The 18,028-nt window shown below is 57.5% G+C and carries 13 protein-coding genes and 1 pseudogene; 13 read left to right on the top strand and 1 reads right to left on the bottom strand.

The window, feature by feature from the left end; all coding sequences use genetic code 11:
• Positions 1–45: 45 nt before the first annotated feature.
• Positions 46–1,554: an SLC13 family permease gene (locus tag BF12_RS0110915; protein ID WP_024952313.1), complete on the bottom strand. Its 1,509-nt coding sequence runs from the start codon at positions 1,552–1,554 to the stop codon at positions 46–48.
• A gap of 427 nt (positions 1,555–1,981) precedes the next feature.
• Between BF12_RS0110915 and galE the strand changes: the two genes are divergently transcribed.
• The 13 genes and pseudogenes from galE to pheT all read left to right on the top strand — a co-directional run bounded on the left by galE (position 1,982) and on the right by pheT (position 18,011).
• Positions 1,982–3,004, top strand: a complete 1,023-nt coding sequence (galE, locus tag BF12_RS0110910; RefSeq protein WP_024952312.1) for a UDP-glucose 4-epimerase GalE — start codon at positions 1,982–1,984, stop codon at positions 3,002–3,004.
• 193 nt (positions 3,005–3,197) lie between these two features.
• Complete coding sequence (locus tag BF12_RS21175) at positions 3,198–5,105, top strand: phosphoethanolamine transferase (protein WP_024952311.1); 1,908 nt, start codon at positions 3,198–3,200, stop codon at positions 5,103–5,105.
• A 1-nt stretch (position 5,106) separates the two neighbouring features.
• A pseudogene (locus tag BF12_RS19690) lies at positions 5,107–6,458 on the top strand (UDP-glucose dehydrogenase family protein).
• On the top strand, positions 6,455–7,600 hold the full coding sequence (locus BF12_RS0110895) for a glycosyltransferase family 4 protein (RefSeq protein WP_024952310.1): 1,146 nt from the start codon (positions 6,455–6,457) through the stop codon (positions 7,598–7,600). The pseudogene BF12_RS19690 and the gene BF12_RS0110895 overlap by 4 nt, the downstream one beginning before the upstream one ends.
• A gap of 193 nt (positions 7,601–7,793) precedes the next feature.
• Entirely contained in the window at positions 7,794–8,306 is a 513-nt protein-coding gene (locus BF12_RS0110890; RefSeq protein WP_024952309.1) for a DUF2489 domain-containing protein, read from the top strand.
• A gap of 50 nt (positions 8,307–8,356) precedes the next feature.
• Complete coding sequence (locus tag BF12_RS0110885; RefSeq protein ID WP_024952308.1) at positions 8,357–9,511, top strand: amidohydrolase; 1,155 nt, start codon at positions 8,357–8,359, stop codon at positions 9,509–9,511.
• Between the two features lie 280 nt (positions 9,512–9,791).
• Complete coding sequence (locus BF12_RS0110880; protein ID WP_024952307.1) at positions 9,792–10,667, top strand: OmpA family protein; 876 nt, start codon at positions 9,792–9,794, stop codon at positions 10,665–10,667.
• Positions 10,668–11,017: 350 nt separating this feature from the next.
• A complete protein-coding gene (gene thrS, locus BF12_RS0110875) occupies positions 11,018–12,916 on the top strand; it encodes a threonine--tRNA ligase (RefSeq protein ID WP_024952306.1) in 1,899 nt (632 codons plus the stop codon).
• Positions 12,917–12,950: 34 nt separating this feature from the next.
• Positions 12,951–13,490: a translation initiation factor IF-3 gene (gene infC, locus BF12_RS0110865; protein ID WP_084488080.1), complete on the top strand. Its 540-nt coding sequence runs from the start codon at positions 12,951–12,953 to the stop codon at positions 13,488–13,490.
• A 102-nt stretch (positions 13,491–13,592) separates the two neighbouring features.
• Positions 13,593–13,787 (top strand): 50S ribosomal protein L35, encoded by a 195-nt coding sequence (rpmI, locus tag BF12_RS0110860; protein WP_024952304.1) that lies wholly within the window; start codon positions 13,593–13,595, stop codon positions 13,785–13,787.
• Between the two features lie 45 nt (positions 13,788–13,832).
• Entirely contained in the window at positions 13,833–14,183 is a 351-nt protein-coding gene (gene rplT, locus BF12_RS0110855) for a 50S ribosomal protein L20 (RefSeq protein ID WP_024952303.1), read from the top strand.
• A gap of 367 nt (positions 14,184–14,550) precedes the next feature.
• Positions 14,551–15,570 carry a phenylalanine--tRNA ligase subunit alpha gene (pheS, locus tag BF12_RS0110850; protein WP_024952302.1) on the top strand — a complete coding sequence of 340 codons (1,020 nt, stop codon included), beginning with the start codon at positions 14,551–14,553 and terminating at the stop codon, positions 15,568–15,570.
• Between the two features lie 56 nt (positions 15,571–15,626).
• Positions 15,627–18,011: a phenylalanine--tRNA ligase subunit beta gene (pheT, locus tag BF12_RS0110845; RefSeq protein WP_024952301.1), complete on the top strand. Its 2,385-nt coding sequence runs from the start codon at positions 15,627–15,629 to the stop codon at positions 18,009–18,011.
• The last annotated feature ends 17 nt before the right edge of the window (positions 18,012–18,028 follow it).

Genomic DNA, 18,028 nt, shown 5'->3' with positions numbered 1-18,028 from the left:
GAGTCCGGTGTTGTCGTTTTTAGGGACAGAAGACGAGCTTGAACGTTACATCCAGAAGGCAACGATAAGCGCGTAGGCCAGCAGAGTTACCACGACGGTACCTGCCAGGTTCAGGAAGAAGCCTGCGCGCATCATGGTTTGAATCTTGAGGTGTCCAGTGGCAAACACGATGGCATTGGGGGGCGTCGCGACTGGCATCATGAAGGCACAGCTCGCGGCGATGGCTGCCGGTACGGTGATCAGCAGCGGATCAATATCCAACGATAGTGCCAGCGCGCCGAGTAGCGGCAGGAAGGCGGCTGCCGTCGCGGTATTGGACGTGACCTCGGTCAGGAAGATGATCACCAGTACCACGATGCCCACGAGCCCGATGAGCGGTAGCACGCTGAAGATGGACAGTTGCGCGGCGATCCACTCCGCCAATCCGGAACTCTTGATGACCCCGGCCAGTGCCAGGCCACCCCCGAACAGCAACAGCACGCCCCACGGTAGATCACGCGCATCTTCCCACACCAGCAGGCGTCGCCCTCGTGCCGTGCCGGAGGGGATTGCGAACAGCAATACGCCAATCGCCATCGCAATACCGGTATCCGACAGCCAGTCGAAGCCGGCCTGATTGATCAACGGACGGAACATCCACAGCAATGCTGCGGTGAGGAAGGCGATGCCCACACGTTTCTCGGCGCTGCTCATCGTGCCTAGCGCACCTAGCTCACGTGTAATCATTTGGCCGCTGTCTTGATTGGCCTTGAAGGTAAAGGGTGTGCGTGTCAGCCACCACCAGGTGATGGTGCACATGACGATCGCGACCGGCAGACCGATCAGCATCCACTGGGCGAAGCCGATCTCGATGCCTTGATCACTGGCCAGATAACCTGCCAGCAGCGCATTGGGCGGGGTGCCAATCAGTGTGGCGATACCCCCCAGGCTAGCGGAGTAGGCGATCGCCAGTAACAGGGCGGCAGCGTAGCGCTTGAGTTCCGGGTCGCCACTATCGCGTTCGTCCTTGCCACTGGACATCAGACTGACCACTGACATGCCGATCGGCAGCATCATGATGCTGGTGGCGGTATTGGAGACCCACATGCTGATGAAACCAGTCGCGATCATGAAGCCGGCGATCTGGCGGCGTGGCGAGCTGCCAGCCAGTTTCAGCGTATGTAGAGCGACACGACGATGCAGGTCCCAGCGCTGCATGGCGATGCCGAGCAGGAAACCGCCGAGGAACAGGTAGATGGTGGGATTGGCGTAGGCCGCGGTCGTGCTCTTGATGTCACTGATACCGAGCGCTGGTACCAGCACGATAGGCAGTAATGACGTCACCGGAATAGGCAGTGCTTCAGTAGCCCACCAGGTCGCCATCAACAGGGCCAGGCCCACACATAGCCAGGCAGTCTCCGGCATGCCGCCCGGTGGCGGTGTCAGCCAGGTCAGCAGCAGGAATAGCGGTCCAAGGATTAGCCCGACACGAGCGGCAAGGGGCGCTTGTTGTGAATCAGGCGTAGGGCTTTCGCTTGAGCGATCAGTGGTCTGATCAGAAGAGTGGTCAGGCATGTTGACTCCAGAGAAGCCGTGCAGCCACGGACTTCCTCATCATGTTGTTCATATGGGTCATGATAGATGATGGCGATGTGCCAGTAAGGCGATATTGATGTTATTGGTCAGGTGTCTGTCGGATATTGGCGTGGGAGCTTTTCTCCGACGTGCGAGACCGCGCTATTATCTCAGCATTAGGCACCTGCTCACTACCCAATATTGGCGGTATCGAGCAGGTAGAAAGGTGAAATATCGACAATGCCCAATCGCAACGATATTCCGCTGGCTACGCTACCGGTTGCCGTCTGGCGACAGACGCTGTCGTCCACTGTGGACTTGTGAGCCACAAGGTCGGCAGGTAGGGTTAGCTGCCATGAAAAGGGTCGATGTAGCGCTGGGCGCTGCTCGACTGACGATCGCACGATTATATGCACAAGGAAGATGATTGATGATTCTGGTCACGGGTGGTGCAGGCTATATCGGGTCTCACACGGTATTGGCGCTCATGGAAGCCGGCCATCAAGTGTTGGTGCTGGATAATCTTTCCAACGCCAGTGAGGCATCTCTTGCGCGCGTGGCAACGCTTGCAGGGCGTGAAGTGCCTTTCGTTGAGGGGGATATCCGCAATGGTGCGCTGCTCGACAGCCTGTTCGAGCGTCATGATATCGAGGCCGTCGTGCATTTTGCAGGCCTCAAGGCAGTGGGTGAGAGTGTCGCCAAACCACTGGCCTACTACGACAACAACGTCAGCGGCACATTGGTGCTGTGTGATGCGATGGCGCGCGCTGGCGTCAAGCGTATCGTGTTCTCGTCTTCTGCCACGGTATATGGCGATCCGGCTTCTACGCCTATTCGTGAAGACTTCCCGACCTCTGCAACCAATCCCTACGGCCGCTCCAAGCTGATGGTCGAGGAAATGCTGCGTGATCTGGCGATTGCTGATAGCAGCTGGCGTATTGCGCTGCTGCGCTACTTCAATCCGGTCGGCGCGCACGACTCTGGCACCATTGGTGAAGATCCCAACGGCATCCCCAACAATCTGGTGCCCTACATCAGCCAGGTCGCGGTGGGTCGTCTGGATGAGCTGGCGGTGTTCGGTGATGACTACTCAACTCCGGACGGGACTGGCGTGCGTGATTACATTCATGTGGTAGATCTGGCAGATGGTCATCTCAAGGCGCTGGACTATCTAGCCGGTGATGCGCGTGATGGTGTGCATACCTATAACCTCGGCACGGGGACGGGCTACAGCGTGCTGCAGATGGTCAAGGCCTTCGAGAAAGCGAGTGGTCGTCCGGTGGCGTATCGCATCGCGCCGCGTCGTCCGGGCGATATCGCGGAGTGCTGGGCGGAGCCGGACAAGGCCTTCAATGAGCTTAACTGGAAGGCTGAGCTGGGGCTGGACCGCATGATGGCGGATAGCTGGCGCTGGCAGTCAAATAACCCTAATGGTTATCGCCAGTCGTAAGGTACTGACGGCAGTCAGGTTTCCGTCTATTAGAGCGGTCGCGATCAGCACTCGCGGCCGCTTTTGCGTATCATGTGCCACAGAAATCATGTGGACGTTCCTTTTGATTTACCGTGAGATTTATCATGCATCAGCTCACTATTGCGCTCGATCTGGAATCGCCCGGTATTAGTGGGTCAAATCATGAGCTTTGATGGGACGCCCTATGCCTGCTGATCGCCAACATCATGCAGCCACGAGTGATGGCAGAGTGAAGCGTGCTTTCAGGTGTCTTCGACATGGCCTGTTTGGCGTTCGCCCTCAGGCAAGTGTTGGAGGGGGACTGCTTGCCACTGTCGTGATGTCGTTGTTGGCAAGCGTGGTGCCACTGATCTATCACGGGCTGCTGGAAGGCGGCCTTATCCTGATCGGCAACTTGCTACTGTGGCCGTGCCTGCTGGCGGGCGTTCATAGGCGTGGCTGGCGCTGGTCGACGCTAGTGCTGATGGCGGCGCTAGGCATCAATCTCTCTGCCAGTGTCGTCAGTGCGGTCTACTATGATTCCCGCTATGGGTTGGCGTTTGCACTGAGCTCGCTGGATACCAGTCGCAGCGAATCGATGGCGATGCTATTCAAGTTTCCGCTGGCGCTTATCGTGCCACCGGGCTTCTTTTTGCTAGCGCTGTCCTTGGCGAATCGCCATGGCGCAGGTTTGGCGCGCTCACGCTGGGCGAGGCGTAGTGGAGTGATGTTTGTCGGCTGGATGCTGATGCTGCTGGCGGGTAGCTGGCAGTGGGGGCGTGCGAGCGTTCCGCTGCCTATCACGATGTTGGCGGTGTCACCGGGCTGGAATCTGGCGACCACTTCGCATGCCTGGTGGGAAAAGGAGCGCTTCAAGGCACTGATGGCGGATGACTACGATTTCGGTAAAGTGACCCGCAGCCCTCGGATACCTGACGATGCGGTGTTCGTGTTGGTGATCGGTGAATCACAGCGGCGTGACCAGCTGTCTTTGTATGGCTATCCGCGCCCGACGACACCCAATCTTGATGCGCGACGCGAGCAGCTGGTCGTGTTCGATCAGGCGATCGCACCGGCGCCGCAAACAGTGTTGGCGGTACCGATGCTGGCTAGCTTGACCGACCCGCGTACCTTTTCGCCGCGCTATCTGGATGCCAACCTGATTGCGCTCGCCAATCAGGCAGGATTTCACACCGAATGGCTGTCGCGGCAGGGGCTTGATATCAGCTCTGAGCACACCTGGATCACTGCGATCGCCCGGCGCGCCGATATCGCGAAGACCATCATGAGTGATTACGATGATGGTCTGCTGGATGCGCTTGATGAGGCGTTGGCGCGTGACGTCAAGGGGCCGCGACTGATTGTGCTGCATCTCTATGGCAGTCATCCGCCGGCGAGCCTGCAGTATCCGGAAGCGCTACGTTATTTTCTGACACCGGACAGCACCAAACCACTGACCGATGCTTACGATGACAGTATTCGCTTTACCGATCAGGTACTGGAAGGTGTCTTCCAGCGCCTTGAAGGACATCCGGCTGGGGTGCTTTATCTCTCGGATCACGGACTGGAACATGATCCGCTCAACGATGCCTATGTGCATGGTGGTGATCGCCCCAGTCAGGCACCTTACCGCATCCCCCTGTGGCTGTGGCAGGCAGGTCAGGGGCCCAATCCGACGCGTGAAATGACGCGATTACGCGCTCACGCCGATGAGCCCTTTGCCAGCTTTGACCTTCCTTACCTGGCCAGTGATTGGATGGGAATCCATTTTTCGGGTAACAAGCCCTGTCTATCACCCTGGTCGGCTTGTTATCAGCCGCGTGCACGCCATCCTGTATTGGATCAGCTAGGTCGTCTGAATTTCTTTGAGAGTCTGCCGTCCGATTATCTTGCTCGCCCTCTGGCTCCAGGAGCTGAGGAGCTGGAAGAGGCGGTTCAGGCGACGACGCGGCTGTTGGAAAATCCTGGTTTCATGCCTGAGAAAGGCACCGAATTTGCAGTGCCGGGCAAGATTCCCGGGGCTGACGTGACGCCATCGGATGTCTCGGCGCCGATCATGCTATCACCCCCTTCATTACCCTCAGAAACGCTCAAGGACTGACATGAACATCACTGTCTTCGGAACAGGCTATGTAGGCCTGGTCACTGGTACCTGCCTGGCGGATGTTGGCCATGATGTAGTGTGCATGGATGTGGACGAGGCCAAGATCGACGGTCTCAAGCGTGGCGAGATACCCATCTATGAGCCGGGTCTCGAGAGTATGGTGCTGCGCAATGTCGAAGCGGGGCGCCTTAGCTTCACTACCGATGCCCGCCAGGCTGTCGAGCATGGCACTTTGCAGTTCATCGCTGTCGGCACGCCGCCGGATGAAGACGGTAGTGCCGACCTCAAGTATGTATTGGCCGTGGCGGGCACCATCGGTGAGTTCATGGATGGCTACAAGGTCATCATCGACAAGTCGACCGTACCAGTGGGGACAGCAGACCGTGTCACCACGCGCATCGCCGAGGTGCTGAACGAGCGCGGTGCGATGCACGACTTTGATGTCTGCTCCAACCCGGAATTCCTCAAGGAAGGTGCTGCGCTGGAAGACTTCACGCGCGGTGCACGTATCGTGGTGGGTACTGACTCTGAGAAGGTTCGTGAGTGCATGCGTGAATGTTATGCGCCGTATAACCGTAACCATGAAAAGCTGATGTTCATGGACGTGCGAGCTGCAGAGCTGACCAAATATGCTGCCAATGCGATGCTGGCGACCAAGATCAGTTTCATGAACGAGATTTCCAATCTGGCCGAGCGGCTCGCGCGGATATTGAGGAAGTGCGGCGTGGTATCGGCAGTGACCCGCGTATCGGCTACCACTTCATCTATCCGGGCTGCGGTTATGGCGGCTCCTGCTTCCCTAAAGACGTGCAGGCACTGGCACGTACTGCCAGTCAGGTCGGCTATGACGCTGAGCTTCTGCAAGCTGTTGAAGCCGTCAACAAGCGTCAGAAAGTCACGCTGTTCGAGAAGCTGTCACGCGCCTTCGATGGCGATCTCGCCGGCAAGACCATCGCAGTGTGGGGGCTGGCCTTCAAGCCCAATACCGATGACATGCGCGATGCGCCGAGCCGCACGCTGATGGAAGCGCTGTGGGCCGCAGGTGCCAAGGTGCAGGCTTATGATCCGGAAGCAATGAAGGAGTGCCGCCGTATCTACGGTGAGCGCGATGATCTGGTGCTGGTGGCTGACAACGTTCAGGCCGTCAAGGGCGCAGATGCGCTGGTGATCTGCACCGAGTGGAAGGAATTCCGCACGTTGGATGGCGAGTGGCTCAAGGCACAGCTCGGTTTCCCGGTCGTCGTTGACGGACGCAATCTGTTTGAACCTGCGGCAATGAAAGCAGCGGGCCTGATGTACTACGCCGTTGGCCGTGGGGATTCCATGCTGGCCGCGCGGGAGGCCTCGTGAACGAGGGACGGTCTGGAATCGGCAAGAAGCTTGCGGCTATTGCCATTCGGCAGGTCGAGAAAAATACCGGCGCCAGCCGTAACGCGTTTGAACAGGCGGATGCCTTGCGTGCGCTGGGCTATCGCGTAGTGATTCTGGCCGAGCGTGGCAAACCAGAGCTCTCGCGTCAGCACGGGGCCGAGCTGGTGCGCTTGTGGCGTTGGCCGCTGAAAGGTGCTTTCCGCCGCTTTTGGTTCAATCGTCGTGTACAGGCGTGGTCCAAGCGTCATGCGCCGAATCTCTTGATCAGTCATGGTGATTGCGAGAGCCCGGATACGGTCTATCTGCACAACTGCGTGCATCTGGCCTCGCAGTGCATACATGGCCGCGAGTTGCCAGACGGTCACGAGGTCGCGGCCATACACGATCACGTGCTCAAGGGAGGGAAGTTTCGTCAGGTGGCGGTCAATTCGCGCATGATGGGGGAAGATCTCATCAGTCGTTACGGCATTGCACGTGACAAGATCGAGATCAGTTACCCGGGCTATGATCCAGAGCAATTCACGCCCGAGCGGGCGCGTGCCGGACGCGCCGTCCAGCGTGAGTCACTGGGAGTCAGTGATGATGAGCGCCTGATTGGTCTGGTCTCTTCCGGTAACTTCACCAAGCGTAATGTGGCGGGTTTCGTGGCCATGGCGGCGCTGATGGAGCAGGCCTCACCGGGCCGGTACCGCTTTCTGGTCGTCGGTAAGGATAATGCCACGCCTTACCAGCAACAGGCGCGTGAGGTCGGTATAGAGGCACGTATGCTGTGGCGCTCGACTATCCCCGAGGTTGAAACGCTCTACGGCGCATTGGATCTGTTCGTATTGCCGGCACATATCGAAGAGTTTGGTCGTGTCGCGCTGGAGGCCATGGCCTGTGGTGCACCGGTACTGCTGAATGCGCGGGTCGGGTCTGCAGAGTTACTGGATAAGCATCCGCTGTTGGTCATGGCAGCTGAATCTACCGCTGAGCAATGGGCTGAGCGCTGTATCCAGTTGCTGGAAAGCGATGCGCAAGCGCTGGGAGAAACACTGGCGAATCTGGCTCGTGACTACTCGCATCAGGCGCAGAATCTCAAGCTCAAGGCGAGCTTTGAGGCATTGATGGCCGAACGCTAATGGCGCTCTTGTGATGCTAAAAGCCCTGTATCCATGACGATATAGGGCTTTTTCATGCTTGATGGCAGTGAATTGTCACAAAAAGGTTTATTGCCAGTGCTCGCCATGCTTGCCATCCGCTGTGTGATGATCTGTCTTGGGTGTCGTGCCTCCAATCCCTATACTCGTGGTTTGTTTTCTGCAGGAGAAAGGCATGTCTTTGAGCAGCAGCATTATCTTGATCGCTATCGCGCTCATTATCATCGTGGGTCTCGCGGTGTATGCGCTCAAGCTACGTGGTCAGGTCAAGGAGCGAGAGGCGTTGCAAGAGGAAGAGCTGACGCGAGCGCGGGCCAACTGCCTCGAGAGCCTCGAGACGATCGCGCGCGCCATGCAGGCAGGGCAGATTGATCTGGTCGAGGGGGGGCTTCGCTGCAAGGTACTGGTCGAAATTCTCGATACAACGCTTGCCGAGGATGAAGTGTTGTCTGCCTTCGGCATTCTGCATGGCCGTGTAGCGCACCTGCACACTCATTCAGCTCGCAAGGCATTGAGTCCGCGCGAGCGTCTTGCTGAGGATCGGGAGCGTATCGCCGTCGAGGAAACGCTCACTGAGGCGCTTCAACAGGCCGCTGATCGCGTGCTTGAAAATATGGATTTCTGGCATCAGCACTATCTTGGCCGCAAGCGGCCGGTGGTGCCTGCTGACCTGGGCAGGGCCGTCTAGTGGTACGAGGCTAATCCTTGTGCGCTCTTATTGATCATTGTGAGGCGATCATGAACGTAACACTCCCCCTGCTGGGGACCTCTCTGGTGGAATTGCGTCACGCGTTACATCGCGAACCAGAGCTTTCTGGCCAGGAAGCGGCTACTGCTGCCTGTATCTCCGGCTGGATGAAAGAGGCTGGTGGCGAGGTGGTCACCGGACTCGGCGGGCATGGGTTGGCGGCTATCTTCCGAGGTGTCTTGCCTGGCCCTCGTGTCATGCTGCGCTGTGAGCTGGACGCGCTGCCTATTGATGAGGAGCCGCGTGGCGACTGGTCGTCGTGTCGCCCGCATGTGGGGCATCTGTGTGGCCATGACGGGCACATGAGCTGGTTGCTGGGCGTAGCGCAACGTCTTGCTGAAACGCCAGTCGCGCGGGGCGAGGTCGTGTTGTTATTCCAGCCTGCAGAAGAAACGGGAGAAGGGGCGAGGGCGGTCGTGCGTACCAGCGCATTTCAGGCTATCAGGCCCGATTATCTCTACTCCTGTCATAACCTGCCGGGACGTCCTCTGGGTGAAGTCAGTGTGCGTGACGAGGCCTTTACCTGTGCCTCGCGCGGCATGATCGTGCGGCTTTCCGGTTTATGTGCTCATGCGGCACACCCCGAAAATGGTCGTAGCCCTGCAATGGCCATGTGTCGAATCATGCAAGGACTGTCACGATTGCCGCTTCAGTTTGCGGATGAAACTGGCTTGGCGATGGTCACATTGATCCATGCGCGCCTCGGAGAAGTGGCTTTTGGCACATCCCCGGGAGATGCCGAAGTCATGGCAACGCTGCGTACCGAAAGCAATGACATGATGAAAGCACTGGCTGAAGCTGCTGTTTCTCTTGCGCGTAGCGAAGCAGAAGAAGACCGATTGGGGATTGAGGTCGACTGGTGTGATGTCTTCGAGGCGACCTGGAATTCACCGCAGGCAAACGACGTGATTCGCGAGGTAACTGCACAATTGGGGCATGATTGCGTCGAGCTTCTTCATGCTCACCGTTGGTCTGAAGATGTTGGCGTACTAGGCCGCGACTGCCATGCAGCCATGTTTACGCTCGGCGCTGGTGAAGAAATGCCAGGGTTGCACCACCCGCAATATGATTTTCCTGATACCCTGATCACGCTCGGCGTTGATCTCTTCGAGGGACTGATTCGTCAACACCTCGGGAGGAGGTGAGACAGGTCTTTTACAGCGTCTCTATAAAGATACAGATAGTGTCAAAGTTTTTCGACGTTGCAAAAAACACTGTTTTCCTTCAACGTATGCATGAGGATCGGTACCGTTTTCAAGGGAAACAGACCCGATCAGAGCTGGAAGGACGCACCTACATGTGCTTTCTTCTAAAGGGATGATGTTGCATGAAATTCCTTTCACCGTAACGAGTTCGGCTCTTATACTCGGAGCCGCTGCGTAACACCCCCGTTACATATAGCGCTGTGTTAAGAAGGAGTCTTACATGAAAAGATCTACGACTGGCTTGGTTCTGGGTTCTGCATTGGTTGTTGGCCTGTCCGGCTGCGCAAGCTCTGCTTCCCAGTCTTCATCTGCTGAGAAGCCCTGGTACAGCCAGCCGTTCGTCTGCGGTCTGGCCGGCGGCCTGATCGGTGGCGGCCTGGGTTACAGCGTCTCCGGCGATAGCGACGAAGACACTGGCGCTTCTCTGGGTGCTGTGGGCGGCGCAACTGCTGGTGCACTTCTGTGTGCTGACGATGCTCCGAAGTCCATGGACGACGATGGCGATGGCGTGCCGAACGACCGTGACGAATGCCCGGGTACTCCGGCAGGCGTCGCTGTTGATGCGAAAGGCTGCCCGCTGGACACCGACGGTGACGGCGTTGCTGACTATAAAGACCAGTGCCCGGGGACTCCGGCAGGCGTCACTGTTGATGCGAAAGGCTGCCCGCTCGATTCCGACGGTGACGGCGTGCCGGATTACCAGGACCAGTGCCCGAATACTCCGGCCGGTGCCAAGGTCAACGCTCTGGGTTGCGTCGCCGACCTCGTGCTGCGTGACGTGAACTTCGAGTTCGATTCCGCCAAGCTGACTGCCAACGCTGAGAAAGTGCTGAATGGCGTTGCTGCGAAGCTGGTCTCCAACGAGAACGTCCGTGTTCGCGTCGAAGGTCACACTGACTCTGTCGGCTCTGACACCTACAACAAGCAGCTGTCCCAGAAGCGCGCTGATTCCGTGAAGGCCTACTTGGCTTCCGAAGGCGTTGGCTCTGCTCGTATCGAAACCATGGGCTACGGCGAAGAACAGCCTGTTGCCGGTAACGATACTTCTGCAGGTCGTGCAGAAAACCGTCGTGTTGAGCTTGCCGAAGTTAAGTAAGCCATACGTCGTATGTTGAAACAGACAGGGCGCCTTCGGGCGCCCTGTCTGCGTTTGCGAGTGAGTGATCGAGTTTGGCCCGCCTGGCAGTGCCTTTACGCTTTTCTGATAGGCTGCTAAGGTCGAGTTCGTCCGTGACCGGATGGCTCCTGCGTCTTGCATTGTATGCGACAGCTTTGGCTGTTACAGGCAACGCAGGACTGACTCTCCAGGCATTGTAGGCCGGGGATAACGGGGGCCGTGGACTCGTGATGTGCTACACCCTTTTCGAGCCGACGCCGGTGGCGCTCGGCTAAATCCGTTTCACGTGACCCTTGGTAAGGGCCACCACTGAACGCAAGGAATTCTTCATGCCTATCGTTACTCTGCCTGACGGCAGCCAGCGTACTTTTGATACTCCGATCTCCGTGATGCAGCTGGCCGAGTCCATCGGTCCTGGTCTGGCCAAGGCCTGCGTTGCTGGAAAGATCAATGGAGTCGAAGTCGACGCCGCCGACATGATCACCGAAGATGCCAACGTCGCCATTCTTACGGCGCGTGACGCAGAGGGCCTGGAGGTGATTCGTCACTCCTGCGCCCACTTGATCGGTCATGCCGTCAAGCAGCTCTACCCTGATGCCAAGATGGCTATCGGTCCGGTCATCACTGATGGTTTCTATTACGATATCGACTTCGGTCGCTCGGTGACGCCGGAAGATCTTGAGGCCATCGAGAAGCGCATGAAGCAGCTGATCGATACCGAATATGATGTAGTGCGCGAATATGTGTCACGCGACCAGGCCATCGCCGCGTTCGAGACACGTAACGAGCCCTACAAGCAGGAAGTCATCGAAGGTATCGGTGAAGGCGATACTATTCGTCTGTACCACCATGAAGAATACACCGACATGTGCCGCGGTCCGCATGTGCCGAATACCCGCCATCTCAAGCACTTCCAGCTGCTCAAGCTGGCCGGCGCCTACTGGCGTGGCGATTCCACCAAGCCGATGCTGACACGCATCTACGGCACCGCATGGCCGGACAAGAAGCAGCTCAAGGCCTATCTCAAGCGTCTTGAGGAAGCCGAGAAGCGCGATCACCGCAAGCTGGCCAAGAAGCTTGATCTGTTCCACATGCAGGAAGAAGCACCGGGTATGGTGTTCTGGCATCCGAATGGCTGGACCATGTACCAGGTGCTCGAGCAGTACATGCGCCGTATCCAGCGTGCGAATGGCTATCAGGAGATCAAGACGCCGCAGGTGGTTGATCTTTCGCTTTGGAAAAAATCCGGGCATTGGGGACATTACAATGAGTTGATGTTCACCACAGAGTCCGAGAAGCGTGAGTACGCGGTCAAGCCGATGAACTGCCCGTGTCACGTCCAGGTCTTCAATCAAGGCCTGAAGAGCTACCGTGATCTGCCGCTGCGTCTCGCTGAGTTCGGCTCCTGTCACCGTAATGAGCCATCTGGTTCGCTGCATGGTCTGATGCGTGTACGTGGTTTTACTCAGGATGATGCTCACATTTTCTGTACTGATAATCAGATACAGACAGAGGCAGAAGATTTCATTCGTCTGACGCTTGAGGTCTATCGGCAGTTTGGCTTTGAAGACGTCGAACTGAAGCTCTCTACTCGCCCTGAATCCTACATCGGTGAGCCGGAAGCATGGGACAAGGCTGAAGCAGGACTGCAGGCAGCACTTGATGCTACCGGTCTGCCATGGGATCTTCAGCCGGGCGAAGGTGCTTTCTACGGACCGAAGATTGAATTCTCACTACGAGATTGTCTGAATCGTGTCTGGCAGTGTGGTACTCTACAGCTGGACTTCAATCTGCCTGAGCGTCTCAGTGCCCAGTTTGTCGATGAAAGTGGAGAGCGTCGCACGCCGGTTATGCTACACCGCGCGATTCTCGGCTCTTTTGAGCGCTTCCTCGGTATTCTGATTGAGCATCACGCAGGCGCGATGCCATTTTGGCTCGCCCCAGAGCAGGTCGTCATACTTAACATCACGGATTCCCAGGCAGAATATGCCAAGGATCTGGTCTCTCGCCTCGAGAAACATGACATCCGTGTCAAAGCAGACTTGAGGAACGAGAAGATCGGCTTTAAAATCCGTGAGCATACTCTGCAGAAGGTCCCTTACCTTATCGTCGTAGGCGACAAGGAAGTGGAAGCTGACGCAGTAGCTGTCCGTACCCGTTCTGGTGAAGACCTCGGTACCATGAGTGTTTCAGCATTCGTGGAACACCTGACGGAAGAACGAGTCTGACAGTAATGATTTTCAGCCAAACGGAGACGCAACGATCAAGCGGAATAATCAGCGCGGACGCCCCCAGGAAAAGCGGGCTCCCATCAATGACCGTATTCGTGCGGACGAAGTCCGCCTCATCGACGCAGACGGAGAGCAGGTTGGCGTAGTGCCAACGAAAGAAGCGCTCACCAAAGCCGAAGAGGCAGGGCTCGACCTCGTCCAGATTTCCAATGCCGATCCCATCGTCTGTAAGATCATGGATTACGGCAAGTTTCTTTTCGATGAAAAGAAACAGAAAAATCTGCAGAAGAAGAAGCAGAAACAAATCCAGGTCAAGGAAGTCAAATTCCGTCCTGGTACCGATGAAGGCGACTATCAGGTCAAGCTGCGCAACCTGATTCGCTTCATCGAAGGCGGAGACAAGGGTAAGGTAACCTTGCGCTTCCGTGGTCGTGAAATGGCGCATCAGGACATCGGCCGCAAGCTGATGGAACGAATCGCCGGCGACCTTGGCGAGCTTGTGGTCGTCGAGTCCTTCCCGAAAATGGAAGGCCGTCAGATGATCATGATTCTCGCGCCGAAAAAGAAGTGATCCATAGGCATTAAAACGGACATTTCAGGGTCACGCCTGCGGGCGTGATTCTGTTTTTGTCGGCCTTGGATTTTCTCAAGAAACCGAGCGGAGTTAAAACTCATGCCGAAGATCAAGACTAACCGCGGCGCTGCCAAGCGCTTCAAGAAGACTGCCAATGGCTTCAAGCACAAGCAGTCCTTCCGTAGCCACATCCTGACCAAGAAGTCGACCAAGCGTAAGCGTCAGCTGCGTGGCATGAAACAGGTTCACGCTGCAGATAAGGCGCTCATCCGCCGTATGCTGCCGAACCTGTAAGCCGTCCTTACCTCGGTCTACCTTTCTTAATATCAGGAGTACGCTATGTCCCGCGTCAAGCGTGGCGTCGTCGCACGTCGCCGTCACAAGAAGATCATGAAGCAGGCCAAAGGTTACTACGGAGCGCGTTCACGCGTCTTCCGCGTAGCCAAGCAGGCTGTCATCAAGGCCGGCCAGTATGCTTACCGTGACCGTCGTGTCCGTAAGCGTCAGTTCCGTGCACTGTGGATCGCGCGTATCAACGCTGCGGCCCGCATCAATGGCATGTCTTACAGCCGCTTCATTGCTGGCCTGAAGAAGGCCAATATCGAGATCGACCGTAAGGTCCTCGCCGATATCGCGGTTCACGAAAAAGCTGCCTTTGCTGCCATCGTTGAAAAAGCAAAAGCTGCCTAAGTGACCGGATCAGGTGCCATCGATGTCCTGGCAGCATCCTCGGATACTGTCTTGATAAGGCTAGCAAGGTGTACGCATCGAGCTGATCAGATGGCACTACGATGACGTGTTACGTCTCAGGGGAAGAGCAGCCGCTCTTCCCCTGTTTTTGTTTGGCACTCTCGAATAGTGGTACTGGCTGGGTGTGCCAGGCATTTATATTGATAAGTCTGGTTCCTTGTTCAGGAGCCAGACTTTGGCAAGAGCGTGATCGCTGACGTGTATCACCGTCGACGGGACGCTCTCCCTGCCGGCCTTATGGTCGGCGCGACTTCCGCTGATGGTGGGGCGACTCCCATCAGTGACTCAAGCGATCGGAGCTGAACGGATGGAACATCTTTCCACCCTGGTGGACGAAGCACGCACCGCGATCCAGGCGGCCGGAGACGTCCAGACCCTTGACGAGGTTCGGGTACGCTTCCTGGGCAAGAAGGGCGAGATCACTGCATTGCTCAAGGGGCTGGGCAAGCTGTCTCCCGAAGAGCGTCCCAAGGCCGGTGAGACCATCAACGAAGCCAAGCAGCTGCTGAGTGGCGAGCTGGATGCGCAGCGTAATGCGTTGGAAACTGCTGCGCTCAATGCGCGGCTGGCCTCGGAGCGTATTGATGTGACCCTGCCGGGACGTGGTGAGCCGGTTGGCGGCCTGCATCCGGTCACACGCACGCTCGAGCGTATCGAAAGCTTCTTCTCGCGCATTGGTTACGGTGTCGCGGAAGGTCCGGAAATCGAAGACGATCATCATAACTTCGAAGCGCTGAACATTCCTTCGCATCACCCGGCGCGCGCGATGCACGATACCTTCTACTTTGATGCCACACGTCTGCTGCGCACGCACACATCACCGGTGCAGGTGCGGAGCATGAAGGCCAGTGAGCCGCCGCTGCGCATCATCTGTCCAGGGCGTGTGTATCGTTGCGACTCCGATCTGACACATACGCCCATGTTCCACCAAGTGGAAGGTTTGCTGGTTGACGAGAATGTCAGCTTTGCTGACCTCAAGGGAACGGTAGAAGAATTCCTGCATACCTTCTTTGAGCGTGATGACCTGGAAGTGCGCTTCCGTCCGTCCTACTTCCCGTTCACTGAGCCGTCCGCTGAAGTCGATATTCAGTGCGTGATGTGTGCCGGCGATGGTTGCCGCGTTTGCTCTCACACAGGCTGGCTTGAGGTGATGGGTTGCGGCATGGTTCATCCGGAAGTCTTCCGTCACTCCGGTATCGACAGCGAGCGCTTCCGCGGCTTCGCTTTCGGTATGGGTGTGGAGCGTCTAGCGATGCTGCGTTACGGCGTCAACGACCTGCGGTTGTTCTTCGAGAACGATCTGCGTTTCCTTCGCCAGTTCAGCTAGGCATTCACTCACGTATCGCGCCCTGAGGGCGTGGACTTACGGAACAGGACAGCAAGATGAAATTTTCCGAACAGTGGCTGCGTGAATGGGTGTCGCCGGAGCTGACGACCCAGCAGCTAGCCGACCAGATCACCATGGCAGGCCTCGAAGTCGATGGTATCGATCCGGTAGCCGGTGAGTTTTCCGGCGTCGTCGTGGCTGAGGTCATCTCTCGCGAAGCACATCCTGAAGCAGATCGCCTTAATGTCTGCCAGGTGAATGACGGTTCTGATGAGCCGGTGCAGGTCGTGTGTGGTGCGCCCAATGTGGCGGTGGGTCAGAAGGTGTTGTTCGCACGTGTCGGCGCGAAGCTGCCGGGCGACTTCAAGATTCGCAAGGCCAAGTTGCGCGGTGTTGAATCCCGCGGCATGATCTGCGGTGCCTCTGAGCTGGGCCTTGAAGATGATGCCTCTGATGGCATCATGGTGCTGCCAGCAGACGCGCCAATCGGTCGCGACGCGCGTGAGTGGTTGAAGCTCGATGACAATGCCATCGAGGTCGATCTGACACCGAATCGTGGTGACTGCCTAAGCGTCAAGGGGCTGGCCCGTGAAGTGGGTGTGCTCAATCGCCTTGCCGTGACTGTACCGGCCATCGCGCCGGTGACAGCTGTGATCGATGACACCTTCCCGGTGACCGTCAGTGCGGCACAAGGCTGCCCGCGTTACCTGGGCCGTGTGGTCCGTGGTGTCAATGTAGCGGCGACTTCTCCGCTGTGGCTGGAAGAGCGACTGCGTCGTAGCGGCATTCGCAGCATCGATCCAGTGGTCGACATCACCAATTATGTGCTGCTTGAACTCGGTCAACCGATGCATGCCTTCGATCTGGCGTGCCTGAGCGGTGGCATCGACGTACGCATGGCAAAAGCCGAAGAGCCGCTGACGCTGCTCGATGGCCAGGAGATCGCCCTGCGTGACGATACCCTGGTCATCGCTGATGAGAATGGCCCGTTGGCCATTGCGGGCGTGATGGGCGGTAAGGGTAGCGGTGTGAGTGCTGATACTCAGGATATCTTCTTCGAAGCTGCCTTCTTTGCTCCGCTGACGATTGCCGGCAAGGCACGTAGCTATGGCTTGCATACTGACAGCTCGCACCGTTTCGAACGTGGTGTGGACGCCCAGCTGCAGCGTGACGCCATGGAGCGTGCGACTGCCTTGCTGATCGAGATTGCTGGTGGCCAGCCGGGCCCTGTCATTGAAGTGGCCAGTGATGCTGAGCTACCCAAGGCGGCTGTCGTTGGGCTGAGTGCAGCCAGCGTCGAGCGCATGCTGGGCATGGCGTTGCCGAATGACGAGATCGTCGAGATTCTCGAGCGTCTGGGCATGCAGATGCGTGCCGATGGCGATGGCCAGTGGCAGGTCGTGGTGCCGAGCTGGCGTTTCGATGTCAGTATCGAAGCTGATCTGATCGAAGAGCTGGCACGCATTCATGGCTATAACAATCTGCCGGTCAGCCGTCCGAATGCACGTCTGACGCCAGCGGCTTCCCACGAGGCGACTCAGCCGCTGACGAGTCTACGTCGTCAGTTGGTGGCGCGTGGCTATCAGGAAGCGATCAGTTATAGCTTCGTCGCACCGGAGCAGCAGAAAGCGCTGGATCCTGACGGTGTGGCGCCGGCGCTGGCCAACCCGATATCCAGTGATATGGCTGTCATGCGCAGCTCACTATGGCCGGGCCTGGTCAAGGCACTGAGCCATAATCTCAATCGTCAGCAGTCACGCGTTCGTCTTTTCGAGACCGGTCTTGTCTTCCGTGGTGAGCTGGATACGCTCGAGCAGACCCCAATGGTCGGCGGTCTGATTAGCGGTGCACGTTTGCCGGAAGGTTGGAATGGCGGTCGTGACAAGGTGGATTTCTTCGACCTCAAAGGTGATGTTGAAGCGCTGCTGGCATTAGGTGGCAATCTCGCAGCATGGCGCTTTGATGCGGCTGAGCATCCAGCGCTGCATCCTGGGCAAAGCGCTCGTCTGTTGCTCAATGATGAGCCGGTGGGCTGGATGGGGGCTTTGCATCCTGCCACGCGTGCCGAACTTGGCCTGAAGGTTGAGGTATTCGTCTTCGAAATTACGCTTTCCGCTGCCTGTGCGGGTCGCTTACCGCGTTTCGCACCGTTGTCGAAGTATCCGGAAGTTCGTCGCGACCTGGCTTTCGTGGTGGAAGAGGGTGTGCATGTGCAGTCGCTACTCGACGCTATTCGTGCTCAGGCTGGGGAATGGTTGACAGATTTGCGTCTATTTGATGTTTATCAGGGCCAGGGGGTAGCCGATGGTCACAAGTCGCTCGCTCTAGGCTTGACCTGGCAGCATCCTTCGCGCACGCTCAATGATGATGAAATCAATCAGTTAGTCGATGCGATCGTCACCGATAGCCATACACGCTTCGGGGCGGCGCTGAGAGCATGAGTCGCCACTTGAACGAG

Source organism: Cobetia crustatorum, from assembly GCF_000591415.1.
Taxonomy (GTDB): domain Bacteria; phylum Pseudomonadota; class Gammaproteobacteria; order Pseudomonadales; family Halomonadaceae; genus Cobetia; species Cobetia crustatorum.
This window is presented reverse-complemented; position numbering and strand designations above follow the sequence as displayed.